The organism is Albidovulum inexpectatum, from assembly GCF_002927635.1.
GTDB classification, from domain to species: Bacteria; Pseudomonadota; Alphaproteobacteria; order Rhodobacterales; family Rhodobacteraceae; genus Albidovulum; species Albidovulum inexpectatum.
Map to the genome: position 1 here is coordinate 15,949 of NZ_PRDS01000003.1, position 22,387 is coordinate 38,335.

At 65.2% G+C, this 22,387-nt stretch carries 23 protein-coding genes; 16 read left to right on the top strand and 7 right to left on the bottom strand.

What is annotated here, in order from left to right; translation table 11 throughout:
- Position 1: 1 nt before the first annotated feature.
- Complete coding sequence (locus LV82_RS05535; RefSeq protein ID WP_104069835.1) at positions 2–799, bottom strand: protein-disulfide reductase DsbD domain-containing protein; 798 nt, start codon at positions 797–799, stop codon at positions 2–4.
- Between the two features lie 131 nt (positions 800–930).
- On the opposite strand from LV82_RS05535, the gene LV82_RS05540 reads away from it, so the two are divergent.
- Positions 931–1,485, top strand: coding sequence for a YqgE/AlgH family protein (locus tag LV82_RS05540; protein WP_104069836.1), 555 nt, complete (start codon positions 931–933; stop codon positions 1,483–1,485).
- Between the two features lie 2 nt (positions 1,486–1,487).
- Here LV82_RS05540 and LV82_RS05545 read toward each other — a convergent pair whose 3' ends face one another.
- Positions 1,488–2,453 carry an L-threonylcarbamoyladenylate synthase gene (locus LV82_RS05545; RefSeq protein ID WP_104070259.1) on the bottom strand — a complete coding sequence of 322 codons (966 nt, stop codon included), beginning with the start codon at positions 2,451–2,453 and terminating at the stop codon, positions 1,488–1,490.
- Positions 2,454–2,595: 142 nt separating this feature from the next.
- On the opposite strand from LV82_RS05545, the gene LV82_RS05550 reads away from it, so the two are divergent.
- Genes LV82_RS05550 through LV82_RS05560 form a run of 3 tightly spaced genes read left to right on the top strand, consistent with a single transcriptional unit; the run spans position 2,596 to position 5,809 of the window.
- Positions 2,596–4,284, top strand: a complete 1,689-nt coding sequence (locus LV82_RS05550) for an acyl-CoA dehydrogenase (RefSeq protein ID WP_104069838.1) — start codon at positions 2,596–2,598, stop codon at positions 4,282–4,284.
- On the top strand, positions 4,281–5,345 hold the full coding sequence (locus LV82_RS05555; RefSeq protein WP_104069839.1) for an MBL fold metallo-hydrolase: 1,065 nt from the start codon (positions 4,281–4,283) through the stop codon (positions 5,343–5,345). The genes LV82_RS05550 and LV82_RS05555 overlap by 4 nt, the downstream gene beginning before the upstream one ends.
- On the top strand, positions 5,318–5,809 hold the full coding sequence (locus tag LV82_RS05560; protein ID WP_104069841.1) for a DUF6173 family protein: 492 nt from the start codon (positions 5,318–5,320) through the stop codon (positions 5,807–5,809). The genes LV82_RS05555 and LV82_RS05560 overlap by 28 nt, the downstream gene beginning before the upstream one ends.
- Before the next feature lie 5 nt (positions 5,810–5,814).
- Here LV82_RS05560 and tldD read toward each other — a convergent pair whose 3' ends face one another.
- Positions 5,815–7,236: a metalloprotease TldD gene (gene tldD / locus LV82_RS05565; RefSeq protein ID WP_104069843.1), complete on the bottom strand. Its 1,422-nt coding sequence runs from the start codon at positions 7,234–7,236 to the stop codon at positions 5,815–5,817.
- Between the two features lie 175 nt (positions 7,237–7,411).
- On the opposite strand from tldD, the gene coxB reads away from it, so the two are divergent.
- The 10 genes from coxB to LV82_RS05615 all read left to right on the top strand — a co-directional run bounded on the left by coxB (position 7,412) and on the right by LV82_RS05615 (position 16,369).
- Positions 7,412–8,275: a cytochrome c oxidase subunit II gene (gene coxB / locus LV82_RS05570; RefSeq protein WP_104069845.1), complete on the top strand. Its 864-nt coding sequence runs from the start codon at positions 7,412–7,414 to the stop codon at positions 8,273–8,275.
- Positions 8,276–8,369: 94 nt separating this feature from the next.
- A complete protein-coding gene (gene cyoE, locus LV82_RS05575; protein ID WP_104069847.1) occupies positions 8,370–9,311 on the top strand; it encodes a heme o synthase in 942 nt (313 codons plus the stop codon).
- Positions 9,302–9,469: a cytochrome C oxidase assembly protein gene (locus LV82_RS05580; RefSeq protein ID WP_104069848.1), complete on the top strand. Its 168-nt coding sequence runs from the start codon at positions 9,302–9,304 to the stop codon at positions 9,467–9,469. Before cyoE ends, LV82_RS05580 begins: the two co-directional genes overlap by 10 nt.
- Entirely contained in the window at positions 9,466–10,044 is a 579-nt protein-coding gene (locus LV82_RS05585; RefSeq protein WP_104069850.1) for a cytochrome c oxidase assembly protein, read from the top strand. The genes LV82_RS05580 and LV82_RS05585 overlap by 4 nt, the downstream gene beginning before the upstream one ends.
- Positions 10,045–10,082: 38 nt before the next feature.
- On the top strand, positions 10,083–10,889 hold the full coding sequence (locus LV82_RS05590; protein ID WP_104069851.1) for a cytochrome c oxidase subunit 3: 807 nt from the start codon (positions 10,083–10,085) through the stop codon (positions 10,887–10,889).
- 64 nt (positions 10,890–10,953) lie between these two features.
- Complete coding sequence (locus tag LV82_RS05595) at positions 10,954–11,634, top strand: SURF1 family protein (RefSeq protein WP_104069853.1); 681 nt, start codon at positions 10,954–10,956, stop codon at positions 11,632–11,634.
- Positions 11,635–11,643: 9 nt separating this feature from the next.
- A complete protein-coding gene (gene thrC, locus LV82_RS05600) occupies positions 11,644–13,035 on the top strand; it encodes a threonine synthase (RefSeq protein ID WP_104069855.1) in 1,392 nt (463 codons plus the stop codon).
- Positions 13,032–14,294 (top strand): M16 family metallopeptidase, encoded by a 1,263-nt coding sequence (locus LV82_RS05605; protein ID WP_104069856.1) that lies wholly within the window; start codon positions 13,032–13,034, stop codon positions 14,292–14,294. Before thrC ends, LV82_RS05605 begins: the two co-directional genes overlap by 4 nt.
- On the top strand, positions 14,294–14,884 hold the full coding sequence (locus LV82_RS05610) for a GNAT family N-acetyltransferase (RefSeq protein WP_104069858.1): 591 nt from the start codon (positions 14,294–14,296) through the stop codon (positions 14,882–14,884). Before LV82_RS05605 ends, LV82_RS05610 begins: the two co-directional genes overlap by 1 nt.
- Positions 14,885–14,932: 48 nt before the next feature.
- Positions 14,933–16,369 (top strand): FAD-binding oxidoreductase, encoded by a 1,437-nt coding sequence (locus LV82_RS05615; RefSeq protein WP_104069859.1) that lies wholly within the window; start codon positions 14,933–14,935, stop codon positions 16,367–16,369.
- Between the two features lie 147 nt (positions 16,370–16,516).
- Here the strand turns inward: LV82_RS05615 and LV82_RS05620 are convergent, their stop codons facing one another.
- The 3 genes from LV82_RS05620 to LV82_RS05630 form a co-directional block, all read right to left on the bottom strand.
- Positions 16,517–17,056, bottom strand: a complete 540-nt coding sequence (locus LV82_RS05620; RefSeq protein ID WP_104069861.1) for an adenine phosphoribosyltransferase — start codon at positions 17,054–17,056, stop codon at positions 16,517–16,519.
- Between the two features lie 12 nt (positions 17,057–17,068).
- The gene (locus LV82_RS05625; protein ID WP_104069863.1) at positions 17,069–17,950 is read right to left on the bottom strand and encodes an S-methyl-5'-thioadenosine phosphorylase; all 882 of its coding nucleotides are present in this window, start codon (positions 17,948–17,950) and stop codon (positions 17,069–17,071) included.
- 71 nt (positions 17,951–18,021) lie between these two features.
- A complete protein-coding gene (locus LV82_RS05630; RefSeq protein ID WP_104069864.1) occupies positions 18,022–18,606 on the bottom strand; it encodes a flavin reductase family protein in 585 nt (194 codons plus the stop codon).
- A gap of 83 nt (positions 18,607–18,689) precedes the next feature.
- Here LV82_RS05630 and LV82_RS05635 point away from each other — a divergent pair, with 83 nt between their 5' ends.
- Both LV82_RS05635 and LV82_RS05640 read left to right on the top strand, forming a co-directional pair.
- On the top strand, positions 18,690–19,187 hold the full coding sequence (locus LV82_RS05635; RefSeq protein ID WP_104069866.1) for a GNAT family N-acetyltransferase: 498 nt from the start codon (positions 18,690–18,692) through the stop codon (positions 19,185–19,187).
- Positions 19,188–19,218: 31 nt separating this feature from the next.
- Positions 19,219–20,034 (top strand): EcsC family protein, encoded by an 816-nt coding sequence (locus LV82_RS05640; protein ID WP_104069868.1) that lies wholly within the window; start codon positions 19,219–19,221, stop codon positions 20,032–20,034.
- Here the strand turns inward: LV82_RS05640 and ptsP are convergent.
- Positions 20,031–22,289 (bottom strand): phosphoenolpyruvate--protein phosphotransferase, encoded by a 2,259-nt coding sequence (gene ptsP, locus LV82_RS05645; protein ID WP_104069870.1) that lies wholly within the window; start codon positions 22,287–22,289, stop codon positions 20,031–20,033. The genes LV82_RS05640 and ptsP overlap by 4 nt on opposite strands.
- Positions 22,290–22,387 lie beyond the last annotated feature (98 nt).

Below are 22,387 nucleotides of genomic sequence, written 5' to 3' on the forward strand. Positions count from 1 at the left end.
GTCAGGAGGCGCAGCCGCGTATCTCGATGGCCTTGCCGTTCTCGCCAATGACCGTCACGCGCAGGGCCGAACGGTCGAGCGCGAAGGGGCGCGCGTTGGCCGGGACCATGTCGACCGTCGCGCGCAGGACGTCGCCCGCCCGCGCGGTTTCCGCAGCCGAGATCCAGACCGGTTGCGCCTGATCCAGCTCGACCACGGTGACCTCGCGCGGGCCGACCGAAGGCGCAGTGATCTCGGTTGTCAGTCGCAGTCCGTCGCGGATCGGTTCGGCCCTGCAGCGCGCCGCACCATCGACGGGGCGTGGCTGGTTGGCCAGCGCGGCCTCGATCACGGGGTCCGGGGCAGGGGTATTTGTCGTCTGGGCTGCAAGATCCAGGACCATCGGCATGCAGATGGTTTCGCATACGCCAAGCTCGACCGATGTCTTGACCGTAACCGGCTGGTCGGGATCGACCGGCGCGATCTCGATCGGCAGGACCAGCTCGTCGCGGTAGCCTATGACCTCCATTCCGTTCAGGTCGAAGACCTGCGGGACTGGCCAGTGGAAGGCCACCGCGCGCAGATTTCGCGAGCCCGACCAGTCGAAGCGTGGCGGTATGCCTGCTTCGCCGGGCGCGCGCCAATAGGTCTTCCAACCCGGCTGCAGCTTCAGATGCAGCGCAACCATCCGGTTGCCGTTGGCCAGTCGCCAACCCGGGCGCAATTCGGCATCGGTTATGCCCTGAGGCACCGGTTGCGCAACGGCGGGCATGCCGCCGATGCTAAGCGCGAACGAAAGTATGGCCGTCGAAATCCTCATGCAGCCAAGCTAGTGCGGGCGCGGCGGAAGAAAAGCGCCAATCGGCACCGATCACGAAGAATTTTGTACGTACCGGGCCTTGTCTTGGCGCCATTCAGAACCGATCCTTATTGGGGAAGGAGGCATCGCCAATGAACCTGACAGGCAAGATGCTGATCGCCATGCCCGGCATGGGCGATCCGCGTTTCGAACACAGCGTGGTTCTGGTCTGCGCCCATTCCGACGACGGCGCGATGGGCCTGATCGTCAACAAGCCGACGCCGGATCTGACGTTCAGGGACCTGCAGGAACAGCTTGGCATTCCGCAGACCGAAGCGTCACGCCAGATCCGCGTGCATTTCGGCGGCCCGGTCGAGGTTTCGCGCGGCTTTGTCCTGCATTCGGCCGATTATGACGGCGAGGGCTCCACGCTGAAAGTGTCAGAGCAGTTCGGCATGACCGCGACGATCGACATCCTGCGTGCCATCGCGGCAGGGGCCGGTCCGCGACAGTCGCTTCTGGCGCTGGGTTATTCCGGCTGGGGCCCGGGGCAGCTGGAAAACGAGATCATGATGAACGGATGGCTGACCTGTGATGCCGATCCCCAGCTGGTCTTTTCCAGCGATGACGGCACGAAATGGGAAAGCGCGTTGCGGGCGATCGGAATCGATCCAATCGGTCTGTCGGCGACCGCCGGCCGGGCCTGATCTCAGCCCGCCCCGGGCCTTGGCGCGGCGGCACGGCGCAGGCGGTCGTTGATCGCGCGGCCCAATCCCTGGTCCGGGATCGGCGATACGGCGATCGTCGCGTCGGGGCTGATGCGCGCGTCGGCCTCGCGCAGATAGTGGAAGAGATTGGCCGCTGCTTCGACCAGATCCGCCGCGGGCGACAGGTTCAGTTCGGCTCCGGCGGCCTCGGGGCCAAAGCCCAGCCAGAATTCGCCCGGCTCGGGGCTGCGGACATTCAGCCGGACCCGCGCGCGCGGCGCGTAATGCGAGGAAAGCTGGCCCGGCGCATTGGGGCGTTCGGCCGCGGCCATGTTGTCCAGACGGGTGCCCAGAAGATCCTCGATGGCCTCGACCGGCAGACCGCCTGGCCGCAGCAGAACGGGCCGGGGGCCGTATAGCCCAAGGATCGTCGATTCCACGCCCACCTTGCAGGGGCCGCCATCGATCACCGCCGCGATCCGGCCCGAAAGGCCCGACAGGACGTGTTCCGCGCGCGTCGGGCTGACCCGCCCCGAGGGATTGGCCGAAGGCGCTGCGAGCGCGGCGCCAAATTCCGTCAACAGGGCCCGGGCCACCGGATGGGCCGGCACACGGATCGCCACCGTGTCCAGCCCGGCGGTCACCAGCGGCGACAGGCGGGCCCCTTCGGCAAGCGGCAGAACCAGCGTCAGGGGGCCGGGCCAGAACGCGTTCGCAATCCTTTCGGCCCTGTGGTCGAACCGGGCCAGCTTGCGCGCTGCGTCGAGCGAGGCGACATGCGCGATCAGCGGGTTGAAGCGCGGGCGGCCCTTGGCGTCGAAGATTCGGGCAACGGCGTGGTCATTGGCGGCGTCGCCGCCCAGGCCATAGACCGTTTCGGTCGGAAAGGCGACTAGGCCGCCATCGCGAAGGATTTCGCGGGCGCGGGACAGTCCGGCATCGTCCGGTTGCAGGATTTCGGTCGTCATCTCGGTCACTTCGCGCGGGGTCCTTCGTGACGCAGCGTTGCGGTTTGATGGGCGGCGGTGGCGTGGCAATTATGGGTTCAGTGAATTGTTGACATACGCGCCCCGTTCCTGCTTGCCAAGGCGGGCAGACAAGGAGTTCCCGATGCCCTATCGCGCACCTTCGGCCGATATTCGCTTCATCCTCGATCACGTCGTGCCGCTTGCCCCCGTTTCGGCGACCGAGAAATTCGCCGACGCGACAGCAGAGATGGCCGGCGCCATCCTGACCGAAGCCGGCCGCCTGTGCGAAACCATTCTGGCCCCGATCCAGCGCAACGGCGATCTGCACCCTGCGCGCCTGGAAGACGGGGTGGTGCGTACCTCACCGGGTTTCGCCGAGGCCTATCAGGCGATCTGCGAAGGCGGCTGGATCGCGGTCTGCGCGCCGACCGAACATGGCGGCATGGGCCTGCCGCAATGCGTGAACATGGCGATCCACGACATGATGTCGGGCGCCTGCCTGTCGTTGCAGCTTCTGCCGCTGATGACGCAGGGCCAGATCGAAGCCCTGGATCATCATGCCAGCGACGAACTCAAGGCGCTGTATCTGCCGAATCTCATCTCGGGCAAGTGGGCGGGCACCATGAACCTGACCGAGCCCCAGGCGGGGTCCGATGTCGGGGCCCTGCGCACGCGGGCCGAGCCGAACGGCGATGGCACCTATTCGATCACGGGGCAGAAGATCTTCATCTCCTGGGGCGACAGCGACCTGGTCGAGAATGTCTGTCACCTGGTCCTTGCCCGCCTTCCCGGGGCTGCGCCCGGCACCAAGGGCATCAGTCTTTTCATGGTGCCCAAATACATCCCCGACGAAAACGGTGCTCCGGGCAAGGCCAACAGCCTGCGGGTGGTCAGCCTGGAACACAAGATGGGCCTGCACGGATCGCCGACCTGCGTGATGTCGTACGAAGGCGCGACGGGATGGCTTGTGGGTCAGGAAAACCGCGGCATGGCGGCGATGTTCACCATGATGAACAATGCGCGCCTTGGGGTGGCGATGCAGGGCATAGGTGTTGCCGAGGCCGCCTGCCAGGCCGCGACCGCCTATGCGGCCGACCGGCAGCAATTCGGCCCGATCATCAACCATGCCGATGTGCGCCGGATGCTGGCGGAAATGCGCTGCGAAACCTTTGCGGCGCGCGCGATCGCGCTGGCCTGCGCCCAGGCGATCGACATGGCGCATGCGACCGGGGATGCGGACTGGGCGGCGCGTGCGGCCTTCCTGACCCCGATCGCCAAGACCATCGGCACCGAAACCGGGATGCGCGCCGCCGAAACCGCGATGCAGGTCCATGGCGGCATGGGATTTGTCGAGGAAACCGGCATCGCGCAATATTACCGCGACGTGCGGGTGACCGCGATCTACGAGGGCACGAACGGCATTCAGGCAATGGATCTGGTCGGCCGCAAGCTGTCGGACGGGGGCGAGGCCGCCTACCGCCTGCTTGAAGAGGTCCAGTCCTATGCCGAGTCGGTCCGCGCGGCAAATCCCGATCTTGCAGGGGCCGTCTGGGCCGCGGCCGAGACGCTGCGCGAGGCGACGGAATGGATGGTCGCGCAGGCCCCGCGGGATCGGCAGGCCGGGGCCATCCCCTATCTGCGCGCATTCGCGCGGGTCCTTGGCGCGCATTTCCACCTGAGGGCCGCCATGGCCGACGAAATCGGCGCGCGCAAGGCGCTGGCCGGGTTCTTCATCCGCAGGCTGCTGCCGCAACATGCCTCGCTTCTGGCCGAGGCGCGCGATGGTGCCGAAACGGTCGATTCCGTCACGCCGGAAGTGTTGGGCGCATGAGCGAAGCCCGCCTTGCCGATCCTGGGGCGGCGATCCGCCATCCTTTCGCGGACCCTCCCGCGCCCGGCGAGGCGGTCGAGATTGCAGAAGGAATCCTGTGGCTGCGTCTGCCGCTGCCGATGGCGCTGGACCATGTCAACCTGTATGCGCTGGACGATGGCGATGGCTGGACCCTGATCGATACCGGTCTGAACAGCCGCGCCTGCCGCGAGGCGTTGACGCGGGCTCTGGATGGTCCGCTGGCGGGCAAGGCCGTTCGGCGCGTCGTGCTGACACATTATCATCCCGACCATGTGGGGCTTGCGGGCTGGTTCCGCGAGCGCGGCGCCGAGCTGGTTGCCACCCGCACCACCTGGCTGTTCGCGCGGATGCTGACGCTGGATGAACAGGGCCGTCCGCGCCCCGAGGTGCTGGACTTCTGGCGTGACGCGGGCATGCCGGCCGATGAGTTGGCGCGGCGCGCGGGCGAACGACCTTTTAACTTTGCCGACGTCGTGGCGCCGATCCCCCTGGGGTACACGCGCATTCGCGACGGGCAGGTGATCCGCATGGGCGGGCGTGACTGGCGCGTTCGCATCGGCGACGGCCATGCGCCGGAACACGCGACCTTCTGGGAGGAAGGCGGCGATCTGGTGATCGGCGGCGATCAGCTGCTGCCCGCGATATCGCCCAATCTGGGTGTTTATGCAACCGAACCGATGGCCGATCCGGTGGCCGAATGGCTGGGTTCGTGCCGGGCCTTTGCGACGGTCGCAGACGATGACCAATTGGTCCTGCCCGGTCACCAGCTGCCCTTTACAGGCCTGTCCCGCCGACTGGGGCAGATGATCGACAATCACCTTGCCGCGCTGGCGCGGCTGGAAGACGCGCTGCAGGTTCCGCGAACGGCCGTCGAGTGCTTTCCGGTCCTGTATCGCCGTCGGATCGGACAGGGCGAATATACCCTGGCCCTGGTTGAAGCCGTGGCCCATCTGAACCATGTTTACCTCGCGGGTCGCATCACGCGGCAACGCCGCGAAGATGGAGCCTGGCTATGGAAGAGAAAGACGTCGGAAAGCTGATACAGACCTCGGCCGAGGTCCACGAGGCCAGCGCCTTGCCCTGTGCCCGCGTCGTTCATACCGCGCCGGATGCCCCGCGCACAGCCGAGATGCAACCGTTGCCCGACAGTGTCGCCGCCCAGCCGATCGAGGAAAAGAGCCCCGCCCAATGGGCCTATGAGCGGCTGATCCTTTACATTCGCAATTTCGAGGAACAGCTTGACGACGAACACGAAGTCGCCATGGGCTTTGTCGGCGGCGATACTGGCGTTCTTCGGATCGAGGGCCTGGGATATTTCGATCCCGACATCATCACATTCTACGGCGCGGGCGAAGATGGCGTGCGGATGCAACTGATCCAGCATGTCAGCCAGCTTTCGGTCATGCTGCGCGCCATGCCGAAGGCGCCGGAAGTCCAAGAGCCGCGCCGGATCGGCTTTCGGCTCGTCTCGGCGCTGGAGAGGGACAAGCAGGCCGACGGCTAAGCCGATCAGGTCGCCGAGCCGCCAACGGTCAGCCCACCGATCAGCAAGGTCGGCTGGCCCACGCCCACCGGCACCCACTGACCGGCCTTGCCACAATTGCCCATTCCCGGGTCCAGCGCCATGTCGTTGCCGATCGCCCGGATGTTCAGCAGCGCCGTCGCGCCGTCGCCGATCAGCGTGGCGCCCTTGACCGGATCGCCGATCCGGCCGTTCTTCACGCGGTAGGCTTCGGTGCAGGAAAAGACGAACTTGCCGTTGGTGATGTCCACCTGCCCGCCGCCAAAGCCCACGGCATAGATGCCATCCTTCAGCTCTGACAGGATGGCCGAAGGTTCGGCCGAACCGCCCAGCATGTAGGTGTTGGTCATGCGCGGCATGGGGGCATGGGCAAAGCTTTCGCGCCGCCCGTTGCCCGTGGGGCTGACGCCCATCAGCCGCGCGTTCTGCCGGTCCTGCATGAAGCCCACCAGGATGCCGTCCTCGATCAGGACATTGCGGCCCGACGGCGTGCCTTCGTCGTCCACGGTGATCGAGCCGCGGCGTTCGGGGATCGTGCCGTCATCGACGACCGTCACGCCGGGCGCGGCGATGCGCTGTCCCATCAGTCCGGCAAAGGCAGAGCTCCGCTTTCGGTTGAAGTCGCCTTCCAGCCCATGCCCCACGGCCTCGTGCAGCAGGATGCCCGGCCAGCCCGGGCCCAGCACGACGTCCATCACGCCGGCCGGCGCGGGCACCGCGCGCAGATTGACCGCGGCGATGCGCAGGGCCTCGCGCACCTGGGCCTGCCAATGGGCGGGGTCCAGCAGCGCGGCCAGTCCGTGCCGACCGCCGCCGCCGGCCGATCCGGTCTCGCGCCGGCCGTCTTCCTCGACGATCACCGAGACGTTCAGACGCACAAGGGGGCGGATGTCGCTGACGGTCTCTCCCTCGGGGCGCAGGATGACGACTTCCTGCAGCGAAGCCGCGATCGAGGCAGTCACCTGCACGACGCGTGGGTCCAGGGCCCGGGCAAAGGCATCGATTTCGCGCAGGGTTTCGACCTTCAGGCCAAAGCCTGCATCCGCCAGCGGATTCAGCTGGGGATACAGGTGCCGGTTGGTTCCGGGCGGGGGCGGGGCCATCACGCCGCCGCCATCGGCCACGGCCAGCCGGGCCGTCTGTGCCGCGCGGCGCAGGGCAGCCTCGGATATCTCGGTCGCATGGGCATAGCCCGTGACCTCGCCCCGCACGGCGCGCAGGCCAAAGCCCTCGGCCGCGTCGTAACTGGCCGAGCGCAATCGGCCGTCGTCGAAGACAAGCGATTCGGACCGCCGCCGTTCGAGGAACAACTCGCCGTCATCGGCCCCGGCGGTCGCCTCGCGCAGGATACGCAGGGCCGTGTCGCGGTCGATGAGGGTCTGGAACGGTGAAAAGCAGCTGTCTGTCATTGTGGGACTCCGCGGTCCTTGATCTGCGTCAATTCGCGGCGGTTTGCCGCTATGGTTTTGCTTGTCGGACTGCACTTAATATGATTTTAGGGTGCGCGGATACAACCGGGCCCCGGAAAAACCTGGGTCAGATCTGAAAGCGGCGCGAAAGCCGCGGCAAGAACGGGAATTCGACATGCGCTTTGCGACCAAACTTTCCGGCCTTGGGGCCGCCTTCAGTGCAATGATGGCGGCCGGGACGCTGATGGCACAGGACGGGATCACGGGACTCGAGGTCGTGGGTGCTCCGCACCCCAAGGGAACCGGGTTCCAGCCGGCGGCGACCGAACTGGCCCGCGATCAGCAATGGCTTGATCACATGCTGCTGTATCTTTGCATCGGCGTGGTTGCGCTGGTGCTGACGCTGCTGCTGGTGGTCATCCTGCGCTACAACCAGCGGGTCAACCCCAAACCGTCGCGCTTTACGCACAATACGCCGCTGGAGGTGACCTGGACGTTGATCCCGATCATCATCCTTGTGGTTCTGGGTTCCTTCTCGTTGCCGGTCCTGTTCAAGCAGCAGGAGATCCCCGAAGCCGACGTGGTCATCAAGGCGATCGGCAACCAGTGGTACTGGTCCTACGAATATCCCGATGAGGGGATCTCGTTCGACAGCTTCATGCTGGCCAAGGAAGACCTGGCCGACTACGGATATTCGGAAAGCGACTATCTGCTGGCCACGGACACGGCGGTCGTCGTTCCCGTGGGCAAGAAGGTCGTCGTTCAGGTCACCGCCAACGACGTGATCCATTCGTGGAAGATTCCGGCCTTTGCCGTGATGCAGGACGCCGTTCCGGGCCGCATCGCCGAGGCCTGGTTCCAGGCCGATCGCGAGGGTATCTATTTCGGCCAGTGCTCGGAACTGTGCGGCAAGGACCACGCCTATATGCCGATCACGGTCAAGGTCGTCAGCGAAGAGGTCTATCAGGACTGGCTGCAGCGGACCAAACTGGCCCAGATGGGCACCTCGGCCCCGGTTCAGGTGGCGCAGGCCGAGTGACGCGAAATCCTGCCGGGCGCTGGCATCGTGCCATGCCCGGTATTTGCCTGGGAGAGAGGGCGCCCGCTGCTGACGCGGACGCGAGGATGCAGGGATGAGCGATTTCACTGCGATAGAGCAGAGCCGCGAGGCAGGTTTCGGCGATTACGTGCAATTGCTGAAACCGCGCGTGATGTCTCTGGTCGTGTTCACGGCGATGGTGGGCCTCGTGGTTGCGCCTCAGCCGGTTCATCCCTATGTGGCCTTCGTCTCGATCCTGCTCATCGCGCTTGGGGGCGGCGCGTCCGGCGCGCTGAACATGTGGTATGACGCGGATATCGACCGTGTCATGCGCCGTACCATGGGACGCCCCATTCCGTCCGGACGCGTCAGCGAGGGCGAAGCCCTTGGACTTGGCCTTGGTCTTTCCGGCCTGTCCTGCCTGATGCTGGGGCTTGCGGCGAACTGGTTTGCCGCGGCCTTTCTGGCGTTCACGATCTTCTTCTATGTCGTCATCTACACGATGTGGCTGAAGCGCTTGACGCCGCAGAACATCGTGATCGGTGGCGCGGCGGGGGCGTTCCCGCCGATGATCGGCTGGGCCGTAGCGACCGGCGGGGTCAGCGTCGAATCCATCCTGATGTTCGCGCTGATCTTCATGTGGACGCCGCCGCATTTCTGGGCGCTGGCGCTGTTCATGAAGGACGACTATTCCCGCGCGGGCGTGCCGATGCTGACGGTGACGCATGGCCGCGCGGCCACGCGTCGGCACATCCTGGTCTACACGGTCCTTCTTGTACCGGTGGCGTTTGCACTGGCGTTCAGCTCGATAGGCGGTCCGGTGACCCTGCTCGCCGCTGTCATCCTGAACGCAATGTTCCTGCGCGGCGCCTGGGCGATCCGGCAGCGTGACGAGGCTGAGGCCGAGGCCGATGGCTATCGGATCGAAAAATCGTTCTTCAAGCTTTCGCTTGCCTATCTCTTTGCCCATTTCGGTGCGCTTCTGGTCGATGCATCGCTGAGGTCCTTCGGGGTCGGAGGCTGGGGATGGCTCTGAATCGTGAGCATGATCTTCATCGGCGCCGTTTGGGCCGCAACATGGGGCTGGGCCTGGTGCTTGGCGCACTGGTCCTGATGATCTTCGGTCTGTCCATCGTGAAGATGTCGCGGCTGGAAGAGGGCAAGCTGCCCGCGTCGCAGGAGACGTCGCAATGAAACGTCTGGACGGAAATGCACGTATCGCTGCGCTGCTGGTCGGCGTGGTCGTTGGCATGGGGGCACTGGCATGGGCGGCGGTGCCGTTCTACGACTGGTTCTGCCGCGTCACGGGCTATGGGGGCACCACGAACGTGGCCGAACAGGCCTCGGACAGGGTTCTGGACCGGACGATCAGCGTGCGTTTCGATGCGAATACCGCCCCCGACATGCCGTGGCAGTTCCGTTCCAAGCAGAATGTCATGAAGGTCCGTATCGGCGAGACCGCGATGGCGTTCTACGAGGCCTACAATCCCACGGACAAGCCCGTGGCCGGGACGGCCAGCTACAATGTCGCACCGGACGTGGCGGGCTATTACTTCAACAAGATCCAGTGCTTCTGCTTTACCGAGCAGGTATTGCAGCCCGGCGAGCGGGTCGAAATGCCGGTTGTGTTCTATGTCGATCCCGAAATCGTGGACGACCCGGATGCCAACCGTGTTCACCAGATCACGCTCAGCTATACCTTCTATCAGACCGAACTGCCGGACGTGCAGGCGGGACTTCCGTCGACAGAAGGCACGACCTATAACTGAGGCCAACCAGAGACACAGGCCAAATCAGGGAAACCGACATGGCGCATACCAAGAACCACGACTATCAGATCCTTCCCCCGTCAATCTGGCCGCTTCTGGGCTCGCTGGGCGGCTTCACGATGCTGTTCGGCGCGGTGCTGTGGATGCAGGGTATCACGCCCTTCGTCTTTGTCGCCGGGGCGATCCTTGTTGCCTATGTCATGTACGGCTGGTGGTCGGACATGATCCGCGAGGCGAATGCCGGCGAACACACCCCGGTCGTGCGGATCAGCCTGCGCTATGGCTTCATCCTGTTCATCATTTCCGAAGTGATGTTCTTCGCGGCGTGGTTTTGGACCTTCTTCAAGCACGCGCTGTACCCGATGCATCCCGAAGGGCTCAGCCCCAAGGTCGATGGCGTCTGGCCGCCTGCGGGGATCGAGACCTTTGACCCCTGGCATCTGCCGCTGATCAACACGCTTATCCTGCTTTGCTCGGGCGCGGCCGTGACCTGGGCTCACCATGCGCTGGTGCATGAAAACAACCGCAAGGACGTGGTCAACGGTCTTGCCCTTGCCGTGTTCCTGGGGGTCTGCTTCACGATCCTGCAGGTCTATGAATACAGCCATGCGGCCTTTGGTTTCGCGGGCAACATCTATGGCGCGACCTTCTTCATGGCGACCGGCTTCCACGGCGCGCATGTGATCATCGGCACGATCTTTCTGCTGGTCTGCATGATCCGCGCGATGAAGGGCCACTTCACGCCGGAACAGCATGTCGGCTTCGAGGCAGCCGCCTGGTACTGGCACTTCGTCGACGTGGTCTGGCTGTTCCTGTTTGCCGCGATCTATATCTGGGGCAGATGAGTCGCTCCTGCATGAAGAATGCCGAACGCGGGGGCCGGTCCCCCGCGTTTTTCTGTGAGGACGCATGAAACGATATCTGTCCGCGCTGATCCTTGGTCTTGGCGGTGTTGCGATTCTGGTTTCGCTGGGCGTGTGGCAGTTGCGCCGGCTCGAATGGAAGGAAGGCGTCATCGCCGCAATCGAGGCGCGGCTGAACGCTGACCCGGTGCCGCTGGCCCAGATCGAGTCGCCTGATCCCAGGAATGATCAGTATCGTCCGGTCCGGGTAAGCGGCCGCACCACCGGCCAGGAATTCCTTGTCCTGTCGGGCCGAAAGGGGCAGGGGGCCGGCTTTCGGGTGATCTCGGTCTTCCAGACCGAGGATGGCCGCCGGATCTTGCTCGACCGCGGTTTCATCCCCGAATCCCTGCGCGATGCCCCGCGCCCGCCTGCGCCGCTGTGGGTGGTTGGCAATCTGCTGTGGCCGGATGACGCCGACTCGTTCACGCCGCCGCCGGATCAGGCCACGGGGATCTGGTTCGCCCGTGATGTTCAGGAAATGGCCCGAGTGGCAGGAACAGAACCGGTCATGGTCGTTGCCCGCGCAATCGCCGGCGAGCTGCAAGGGGTCGAGCCGGTCGCCCTTGACACCTCGCATATCCCCAACGATCACCGCAACTACGCGATCACGTGGTTTTCCCTGGCCGTCGTCTGGGCGGGGATGACAGGCGTGCTTGTGTGGCGTATCAGGCAACGAACCGTTTGAGGAGGCGACATGCGCTATGTCTCGACCCGGGGGGCTGCCCCGACGCTTGGCTTTGACGAGGCGATGCTGACGGGCCTGGCCCGCGACGGTGGCCTGTACGTGCCCGAGACGGTTCCGACCTTGTCCCCCGACGAGATTGCGGCCCTTTCCGGCGTTTCCTATGAAGAGGCGGCCTACCGCGTGATCCGGCCCTTCATCGGCGACAGCTTTACCGACGACGAGCTGCGCGGAGCAATCGAGCGGGCCTATGCCCGGTTCGGGCACGCAGCGCGCGCGCCAATCGTGCAACTGGCGCCCAATCATTTCCTGCTGGAGCTGTTCCACGGCCCGACCCTGGCCTTTAAGGATTTCGCCATGCAGCTGATCGGGCAGCTGTTCCAGATCGCCCTTGCGCGTGACGGGCGGCGGATCACCATCGTCGGTGCGACCTCGGGCGATACCGGTTCAGCCGCGATCGAGGCCTTCCGTGGCCTGCCCAATGTCGATGTCTTCATCCTGTTTCCCGAGGGTCGCGTGTCGGACGTCCAGCGCCGCCAGATGACCACGCCGGACGAGGACAACGTGCATGCACTGGCCATTCAGGGCGATTTCGATGATGCCCAGGCGCGCGTAAAGGACATGTTCAACCATTTTGAGTTCCGCGATTCAGTAAATCTTGCCGGTGTGAACTCGATCAACTGGGCGCGGGTCCTGGCGCAGGTCGTCTATTACTTTACCTCGGCCGTATCCCTTGGTGCCCCGCACCGGCCGGTCAGCTTTACGGTGCCCACGGGCAATTTCGGCGATATCTATGCAGGCCATGTCGCGCGACGCATGGGGTTGCCGATCGACCGGCTGGTGATTGCGACCAACCAGAACGACATCCTGCACCGCTGCCTGACGACTGGCGAGTATCGACCCGATGGGGTCAAGCCGTCGATCTCGCCTTCGATGGACATTCAGGTCTCGTCGAATTTCGAACGGGCGCTGTTCGATGCCTATGGCCGCGACGGCAAGGCCGTGGCCCAGCTGATGGACGAATTGAAGCGCAACGGGGCCTTCAGCGTCTCGCAAGGGGCAGGCGAAGCGCTGCGCGAGGTCTTTGACTCGGGTCGCGTGTCCGAGGATCAGACGCTGGCCACGATCGCGCGGATCCGTCGGTCGACCGGGCAGCTGGTATGCCCGCATACGGCGGTCGGTATCGCCGTGGCAGAATTGCGGCACGATCCCGCGGTCCCGATGATCACCCTGGCTACGGCGCATCCCGCGAAGTTCCCCGATGCGGTGGAGCAGGCGACCGGTGAGCGGCCCGCACTGCCCGATCGCATGTCGGATCTCTTCTCGCGCCCCGAACGTGTGACCTCGGTTCCCAATGACCTGTCGGCCATCGAAAACCTGATTCAGCAAAGGCGCAGACGATGAGCACCGAACTGACTTCCCTGGACAATGGCCTGCGCGTCGTCACCGAACGGATGCCGGGACTGGAATCGGCCAGTATCGGCATCTGGATCCGGGCGGGTGCGCGCCATGAGCGTGCCGAACAGAACGGTATCGCGCATTTCCTCGAGCACATGGCTTTCAAGGGCACGTCCCGCCGCAGCGCGCGCCAGATCGCCGAGGAGATCGAGGACACCGGGGGCTACATGAACGCCTACACTTCGCGCGAGATGACGGCGTATTACGCGCGTGTCCTGCGCCAGGACGTACCGCGCGCCTTCGATGTCCTGTCCGATATCCTGCTGAACCCGCTGTTCCGGGATGCCGACATCGAAACCGAACGCCATGTCATCCTGCAAGAGATCGGCCAGGCGCTCGATACGCCCGATGACGTCATTTTCGACTGGTTGCAGGAGGTCGCCTATCCCGATCAGCCCTTGGGTCGCACGATCCTGGGGCCGGCAAAGCTGGTGGAACGGTTCGACGCCGAGGACCTGCGGGCATTCGTGGCCGAACATTACGGGCCCGACCGCATGATCGTGGCCGCGGCCGGCGCGGTCGAACACGATCAGATCGTACGTCTGGCCGAGGCGGCCTTTGGCGCGCTTGCGCCGCGAGGCGGCGGAGAGTTCGATCCAGCCCGCTGGGGCGGGGGTGAAAGACGCGAGGTCAAGGACCTGGAACAGGTCCACCTGACGATGGCCTTTCCGGCCCCCTCGGTGCGTGATGACGATTACTACATCGCCCAGGTCTATGCGACGGCAATGGGCGGGGGCATGTCCTCGCGCCTGTTCCAGACGATCCGCGAAGAGCGCGGGCTTGCCTATGCGATCCACGCGCAGGCGGGCAGCTACGAGGATACCGGCATGATCTCGATCTACGCCGGAACGTCGGGCTCGGAAATCGCGGAATTGTCCACCCTGACGATGGACGAGCTGAAGCGCGCCGCCGACGACATGTCCGAAGCCGAGGTTGCACGGGCCAGGGCCCAGTTGAAGGCCGGGTTGCTGATGGGGTTGGAGCGTCCTTCGGCGCGGGCCGAGCGAATGGCGCGGTCGCTTGCGATCTGGGGCCGGGTGCCTGACCCGGCGGAAACGGCGGCGCTGATCGATGCTGTCGGGCGCGATGACGTGCGCAGATTTGCCGCGCGATTGGCCGAAACGCCGAACATGGCAATGGCGCTGTATGGTCCGGCAGACGGCGCGCCGCACATCGACGCCCTGCGCGAAAGGTTGGCTGCCTGATGTTTCTGCGCCGTCGCAGGGTCCGCATCGAAACCGAGCGCATGACCCTGCGCCTGCCGCAACATACCGATTATCGTGCCTGGGCCGCCCTGCGCGCGCAAAGCCGGGACTTCCTGACCCCATGGGAGCCGACATGGGCGCCCGACCATCTCAGCCGCCGGGCCTTTACCAATCGTGTCTATTGGGCGCAGCGGGCCGAAACACAGGGAACCGCTTTGCCGCTGTTCCTGATCCGGCGCGAGGACCAGGTGCTTCTGGGCGCGATCACGGTGGACAATATCCGTCGGGGCCCGGCCCAGGCCGGCACGATCGGTTATTGGATCGGTCAACCCCATGCGCGCCAGGGATACATGGCCGAAGCCCTGCGTGCCGTCATCCATCATTGTTTCACGGTGCTGGACCTGTCGCGGCTGGAAAGCGCCTGCCTGCCGGAAAATGCCGCCTCGCGTGCCTTGCTGGAAAAATGTGGCTACAAGTACGAAGGCGTCGCGCAAAGCTATCTCCAGATCAACGGGCGTTGGCGAAATCATGTGCTGTACGCGAATCTTCGGGGCGACCGGCGCGGTCGCACCGATATCGGGCGCGGCTAGGCCATCGCCGCGCTTGCGCAGCCCGTTTCTGCCGTGCTTCATCATCCCATGCTGAACCCTGCCGACGCAACCTTTGCCCAGCGCCTTGCCGAGCGGCTTCCGCCCGATACGATCGGACCGGCAGAGCCGCGCCACCTGGAAGATCCGCGCGGGCGGGCGCGCACGCCGCAAGCCGTGCTGGCCCGTCCGCGCAGCGTAGCAGAGGTCGCCACGATCCTGAGCGCCTGCGCGAGCGCGCGGGTGGGGCTGGTGCCCTTCGGCGGAGGGACGGGGCTGGTTCTGGGGCAGATCGTGCCCGATGGTCCCGCGCCGCTGATCCTGTCGCTCGAGAGGATGAACAATCTGCGCGGCATCTGGCCCGAGGAAGGGCTGATGATCGTCGAGGCGGGCATGACGCTTGCCGCCGCGCAGGAGGCCGCGCAGGCGGCGGGCCGGCTGTTTCCGCTTTCGCTCGCCTCCGAGGGCACGGCGCGGATCGGCGGGGTGCTTGCGACGAATGCCGGCGGGGTCAACGTCTTGCGCTATGGCAATGCGCGCGAGCTGTGTCTTGGGATCGAGGCCGTCATGGCCGATGGATCGGTGCTGCATGGTCTGAAACGGCTGCGCAAGGACAATACGGGCTATGACCTGAAGGACCTGCTCATCGGTTCCGAGGGGACGCTGGGCATCATCACGGCGGCGGTGCTGCGGCTTTGGCCGATCCCCGCGGGTCGCGCCACGGCGCTGGTTCAGGTTCCGTCGCCCGAAGCGGCATTGAGCCTTCTGTCCCTGGCGCAGGACCACACCGGCGGCAATGTCACGAGCTTCGAACTGATCAGCGGGCAGGGGCTGCACTTCCTGCACGAGGTGATGCCCGATCTGCGCCAGCCCTTCGATCCGATTCCGGAATGGTCGGCACTGGTCGAACTGGGTCTGCCCCGCGGCGTCGATCCGGCCAGCACCATGGAAACCATCCTGCAGGCAGGCGCAGAGCGTGCGCTGCTGTCGGATGGCGTCATCGCGCAGTCCGAATCCCAGGCGCAGGCCCTTTGGACCATGCGCGAATCGATACCGCTGGCCAATCGCCGGATCGGCGCGATCGTCTCGCACGATATCGCGGTTCCCTTGGGCGAGATCGGAAATTTCGTGCGCGAGGCCACCCGTGCCGTGGGTCAGATCGGGCCGTTCCGCGTGAACTGCTTCGGCCATCTGGGCGACGGAAACCTGCATTTCAACGTCTTTCCACCCGCAGGCAACAGCGCGCAGACCTACCGGGCGCAGGCAGACGAAATCCAGCGGCGGGTTCATGACCTTGTCGATCGCTACGGGGGATCGATCAGCGCCGAACACGGTATCGGCCGCGCCAAGCGCGCCGAGCTTGAGCGTTACGGCGATCCGACGAAGCTTGCAGCGATGCGGGCGATCAAGGCGGTGCTAGATCCGGTGGGGATCCTCAATCCCGGTGCGGTGATCGGGCCGGCTTGGCCAGACAAGATCCTTTCTTGAAAAGGCCCCGCCGGAGAGAGACGGCGGGGCCCAACGAACGCGTGCGGGCGAAACCGTTGAGTAGTGGCTCAATTCTGCGAACCACGATCCTGTCGCTGCCTGCCCGGTTACGTTGCCACGCGGACCTTTTCAACGGGTTAACGACGCTCAACTTCCCTCGAATTCGCACAGGACGTGTACGTTCATCCCCATCTGTTCCAGCAGGCGATGACCGCCAAGTTCGGGCAGATCGACGACAAAGGCACAGCCCACGACCTCGGCGCCCAGCCGTTCGCAAAGCTTGATCGCGGCTTCACAGGTGCCGCCCGTGGCCAGAAGGTCGTCGACGATCAGGACCTTCTCGCCGGGTTGCAGGGCGTCGTCATGGATCTCCATCACCGCTTCGCCATATTCCAGCTTGTAGGCCTGGCTGATCACCGCGCCGGGCAGCTTGCCCTTCTTTCGGATCGGGACGAAGCCCGTCGCCAGCTGATGGGCAACCGCGCCACCCAGGATGAAACCGCGCGCCTCCAGCCCGACGACCTTGTCGATCCGCTGCCCTGCGAACGGGTGCAAGAGCTGGTCCACCGCCATGCGGAACCCGCGCGCGTCGGCAAACAGCGTGGTCACGTCGCGGAACATGATTCCTTCGTGCGGGAAATCGGCGATCGTGCGGATGTAGTCCTTGACGGTCTTTTTCATGGGGATCCTTTCGGCTGGTCAGGTCTGCGCACCCAGAACGCGTCCGGCCACGGCGTCAAGCCGGGCAAGCAGCCGGGGGTCGCGCCGGTCGGGTGCGGTCATGATCGCGTGGTCCAGCGCCCGGTCGCAGCCCTGCGGGCAGGCCGCGTGACGGGACGACAAAAGACCCGGCAAGGCGGCGATCAGCGCCCGGGCATTCGCGGCGTTCTGGCCGACGGTCTTGATGACAGCAGCCACGTCTACCGCATCGTGGTCGGGATGCCAGCAATCATAATCGGTGACCATCGCGACCGAGGCATAGCAAAGCTCGGCCTCGCGGGCCAGCGCCGCCTCGGGCATTCCGGTCATGCCGATGATGTCGGCGCCCCAATGGTCGCGATACATCAGGCTTTCGGCGCGGGTCGAGAATTGCGGCCCCTCCATCGCCAGGTAGGTGCCCCGTTCATGCACGCGCAGGTCCAGCGCGCGCGCGGCCTGCAGGCACAGCGCCGAAAGGCGCGCGCAGGTCGGATGGGCAAGGCTGACATGGGCCACGCAGCCGGTGCCAAAGAATGACTTTTCGCGCAGATGCGTGCGGTCGATGTACTGATCGACGATCACGAAATCGCCTGGCGCCATCTCCTCGCGAAAGCTTCCGCAGGCCGACACCGCGATCACGTCGGTCACACCCAGGCGCTTGAGCGCGTCGATATTCGCCCGATACGGCACGGTCGAGGGCGAATGCACGTGCCCCCGCCCGTGGCGTGGAAGAAAGGCCATGCGCATGCCGCCCAGCCGACCCGTCAGGATCTGGTCGCTGGGCTTGCCCCATGGCGTGTCCACGCTGACCCAGCGCGCATCCTCGAGCCCCGCGATGTCATAGACGCCCGAGCCGCCGATCACGCCGATCATGGTTTCCATTCCCCAGCCTCCTGTTCTGGCGTCGTTGTCGCCGGCAGGTTAGTGCGCGAGGGGCGCGCGGCAAAGGGGTCTCATGCCTCGTCGGGACGTGGCATTTCGAAGACCGAATCGATCCGGGCGTAATCGCGATATCCGCAGCGCGCGAGCGGCCGGACCAGTGTCAGATCGAACCGGCCGTCGCGCAGGCAATCGTCGCGCATGTGGATGCCGGTGACCTCGGCGATGACCATGTGATTGTCGGGGCCCTCCAGCCGCAGGATCTGACGCGCGGTGCATTCAAGAACGGCGGGCGAATCCGCCACGCGGGGGCAATCGATGGTTTCGCATTCGGCCTTTGGCACACTGGCATGGATGAATTCGTCCGTTCCGGCCGGAAGCGTGGCCGAGGTCAGGTTCATGCGCTCGGCCATTTCGGAAGCGACGATATTGACCGAAAAGACACCGGTTTCCTCGATATTTCGCAAGCTGTCCTTGCGCGCGGTCGAGGCGAACATGACCTGTGGCGGCGTATAGGCCACCGCGTTGAAGAATGAATAGGGCGCAAGATTGTCGCCCAGCCGGCCGCGCGTGGCGATCCATCCGATGGGGCGCGGGGCGACGATCGCGTTGAACGGGTTGTGGGGCAGGCCATGGCCGTCCTGCGGACGATAGAACATGCGTGTCTCCGATCCGGTTTGAACCGACAATTTCCCCATGATAGGGCCGATTGCCAGCGGATTCGCCAAGAGGGGGTGCCGCAATGTACAGGTTGCAGCAGGAAAGCGAGGCCGACGAACCCGAAGTCGAGGCCCTGTACGACCTGTGTTTTGCGCCGGGACGGACGGCACTGTCCTCTTATCGCTTGCGCGAGGGGGTGGATCCGGTCCGCGACCTGTGCCTGATCTTGCGCGATGGCGAGGGCATCCTGGCGGCGGCAATCCGGTACTGGCCGGTCCGGGTGGGAGGACAAGACGCTTTGCTGCTGGGTCCTGTCGCCGTTCATCCGACGCGGCAGGGCGAGGGGCTGGGTGCGATGCTGATCCTGCAAAGCCTGGCCGAGGCCGCACGACTGGGCTGGGAACGGGTGCTGCTGGTGGGCGATCTGCCCTATTACCAGCGTTTCGGTTTCCGGCGCCTTGACGGGGTCGTGATGCCGCCCCCCACCAACCCGGATCGGGTTCTGGGCCTGGAACTGCGTACAGGCGCGTGGGAGGGTGTAACCGGCGCCGTCATGCGCGCATGTCCTGGTGCCGATTGACCCAGGTTCCTTCGGCCCCCATCTTCATGTCATGAGCAAGGCCATCGAAACACAGCCCGGCAACGGGTCGCTGCCGGACCCCGGTCATTCGCTGCCGCCCCAGGCACGGGCGCGGGTCGCCGACTATGTGCGCCGCATGCGGCGGGCGAACGGGCCGGTCATTCGGGCGATTAATTCCTTGGGGGGTGGGCTGGAGAAACAGCTCAACTTTCTGCCACCTTCGGTCGCGCGGCTGGTCATGACTGGAACCGAGGGACTTCTGGAGCGCGCCTATCACGCCGCGGGGCGGATCGGCGCCGCCCAATTGCCCGATGCCGGAAATTGGGGGCATGCCGTGGCTGCAGCCACGGGCGGCGCGCTGGGCGGAATGGGCGGGCTGGGAACCGCGCTTGTCGAGCTGCCCGCCACCGTGACGTTGTTCTTCTCGGCCATGCAGAAGGTCGCGCAGGAACATGGTTTTGCACCCGAATCAGACGAGACGCGCCTTGCGTGCCTCGAGATTTTCGGCGCGGGCGGCCCGCTGGCCGATGATGACGGGGTGAATACCGCCTTTCTTGGCGCGCGGCTTGCGCTGAGCGGCCGCAGCGTGCAGGTGCTGATCCAGCAGGTCGCGCCGGGACTGGCGGCGGTGCTGACGCGCAAGCTGGCCAGCCAGGCCGTGCCGGTGCTTGGCGCCGCGGCAGGGGCGGGCGTCAACCTGGCCTTCCTGAGTTACTATCGCGAAATGGCGCATGTACGCTTTGGGTTGATGCGGCTTTCGCTGGATCATGGCCACGAACCGGTCGAGGCCGCCTTTCGCCGCGCATTGCTTGACGAGGGGCGCAAGCAGCGCGTTGGGACCGATTAGGCTTCGGCGGATTCGGTATTCGCTGCCAGCCAGGCCGTGATCGCGGGTCGCAGATTGTCTGTTCCCGCGTCGCATTCCGCGCGGATCATTTCCCCCAGTTCGCGCAGGTTCACGCGTCGAACAAGATGCTTGACCGGACCGATCGAGGCCGGGCGCATCGACAATGTCCTGAACCCGATCGCGGCCAGGCTGACCGCCTCGATCGGGCGGCCCGCGTCTTCGCCGCAGAATGACAGGGGCGTTCCGGTTTCGGCGCAACGCTCGACGATCGTCATCAGGAATCGCATGAACGACCCGTTCAGCATGTCATAGCGCCGCCTTACGGCCTCGTTCTCGCGGTCGGCGGCAAAGAAGAACTGCTTCAGGTCGTTGCCCCCGACCGAGATGAAATCGACCTCTTCGAAGAAGCTTCGGGGAGCAAAGGCCAGTGACGGGGTCTCCAGCATCGCCCCGATTTCCAGCTTTTGCGGCAGAACATGGCCAAGCGCGCGTTCGCGCTCGACCTCGGCCAGCAGCATGTCACGGGCGGTGCGAAATTCGGACGGTTCGGCCACGAAGGGAAACATCACGGCCAAGGGATGACCCCTGGCGGCGCGAAGCAGGGCCTGCAGTTGCATCCGCAGGATCCCGGGCCGGTCCAGCGCCAAGCGGATCGCGCGCCATCCCATCGCCGGATTCGGTTCCGGCACGCGCTTCATGTAGGGCAGCACCTTGTCCGACCCGATGTCGAGCGTGCGAAATGCCACGCGCTTGCCCGCCGCGGCATCCATCACGCCGGCGTAGATTCGGGCCAGTTCGCCGCGTTTGGGAACGTTGCTGCGCACCAGGAACTGCAGCTCGGTCCGGAACAGTCCGACGCCTTCGGCGCCGGACCCCTTGAGCGAGGGCAGGTCCGCCATCAGGCCGGCATTCATGTGCAGCGAAATCGTCGTCCCGCAGCGCGCCGTGGCAGGCTTGTCGCGCAAGCTGGCATAGCGGCTCTGGGCGCTGGCCTGCATCGCGACCTTGTCACGGAAAGCCGCGGCGACGGCATCATCGGGGCGCAGGTGAACGATTCCCTGGTCGCCGTCGACCAAAATCGGATCGCCATTCAAGGCTTCGGTCGTGACACGCGCGGCATGAATGACCAGGGGGATCGCAAGCGCCCGGCAGACGATCGCCGCATGAGAGCCGACGGCGCCTTCCTCCAGTACGACACCTTTCAGCTTGCGCCCGTAATCCAGCAGCTCTGCCGGCCCGATATTGCGCGCGACAAGAATCGGATCTTCGGGCATCTGGGCGCCCGTGTCGTTGCCCTGACCGGTCAGAATGCGCAGCAGCCGGTTCGACAGGTCATCCAGATCGTGCAGACGTTCGCGCAGATAGGGGTCGGGCACCGTTTCCAGACGCGCGCGCGCGATGGATTGCTCTTTCTCGACGGCGGCTTCGGCGGAAAGACCCGCGGCGATGTCTTCTTCCATTCGCCGCATCCAGCCGCGCGAATTGGCGAACATGCGATAGGCTTCAAGAACCTGGCGCTGTTCGGGGTTCTGCGCGTCGGTCATGGTCAGCATGGAATCGACCGAAATGCGCAATTGTTCGACCGCATCATGCAGCCTCTTGCGCTCGCGCTCGGGGTCGTCGGCGACCGGATTGGTCACGACGACGCGCGGTTCATGCAGCCAGACATGGCCAATGGCCGCGCCCTCCTGCGCGGTCGTGCCGCGGATCATGACCGGGCGCTGGTGCAGTGCCGACAGGGCCTCGCCCTCTCCGACAAAGGCGCCCAGTTCGGCCATTTCGGCCAGAACCATCGCAACGACTTCCAGCGCATAGACCTCGTCGTCGGAAAAGGCGCGGGCTTCCTTGGACTGGACAACCAGAACCCCCAGGCGTTCGCCAAGCCGCTGGATCGGGACGCCAAGGAAGGAGGAATAGATTTCCTCGCCCGTCTCGGGCATGTAGCGGAAGCCCTTTTCGGCGGGCGCGTTCGCGGTGTTGATCGGCGCGGCCGTCTTGGCGACGCGACCGACAAGGCCTTCGCCAACCCGCAGCCGGGTCTGATGCACGGCCTCGGGGCGCAGGCCTTCCGTCGCGCACAGTTCCAGCGTGTCGCGGTCGCGGAACAGGTAGATCGAGCACACTTCGGTGTGCATGGAATCGGCGATCAGATGCGTGATGCGATCCAGCCGCTCTTGCCCCGCGGCGGGCTCGGCCAGCGTGTCACGCAGGCGGCGCAGCAATTTGCGACTTTCGCTTTCCGTCCGGTCGGCCATGTTCCGTCCCGCTGTGAAATCCCCCTCTCTATAAGGGGGTTGGCGCCGGAAAGGAATCCGGAATTGCCCGCAGGATCCGCCAATGGGCAAACCATCGC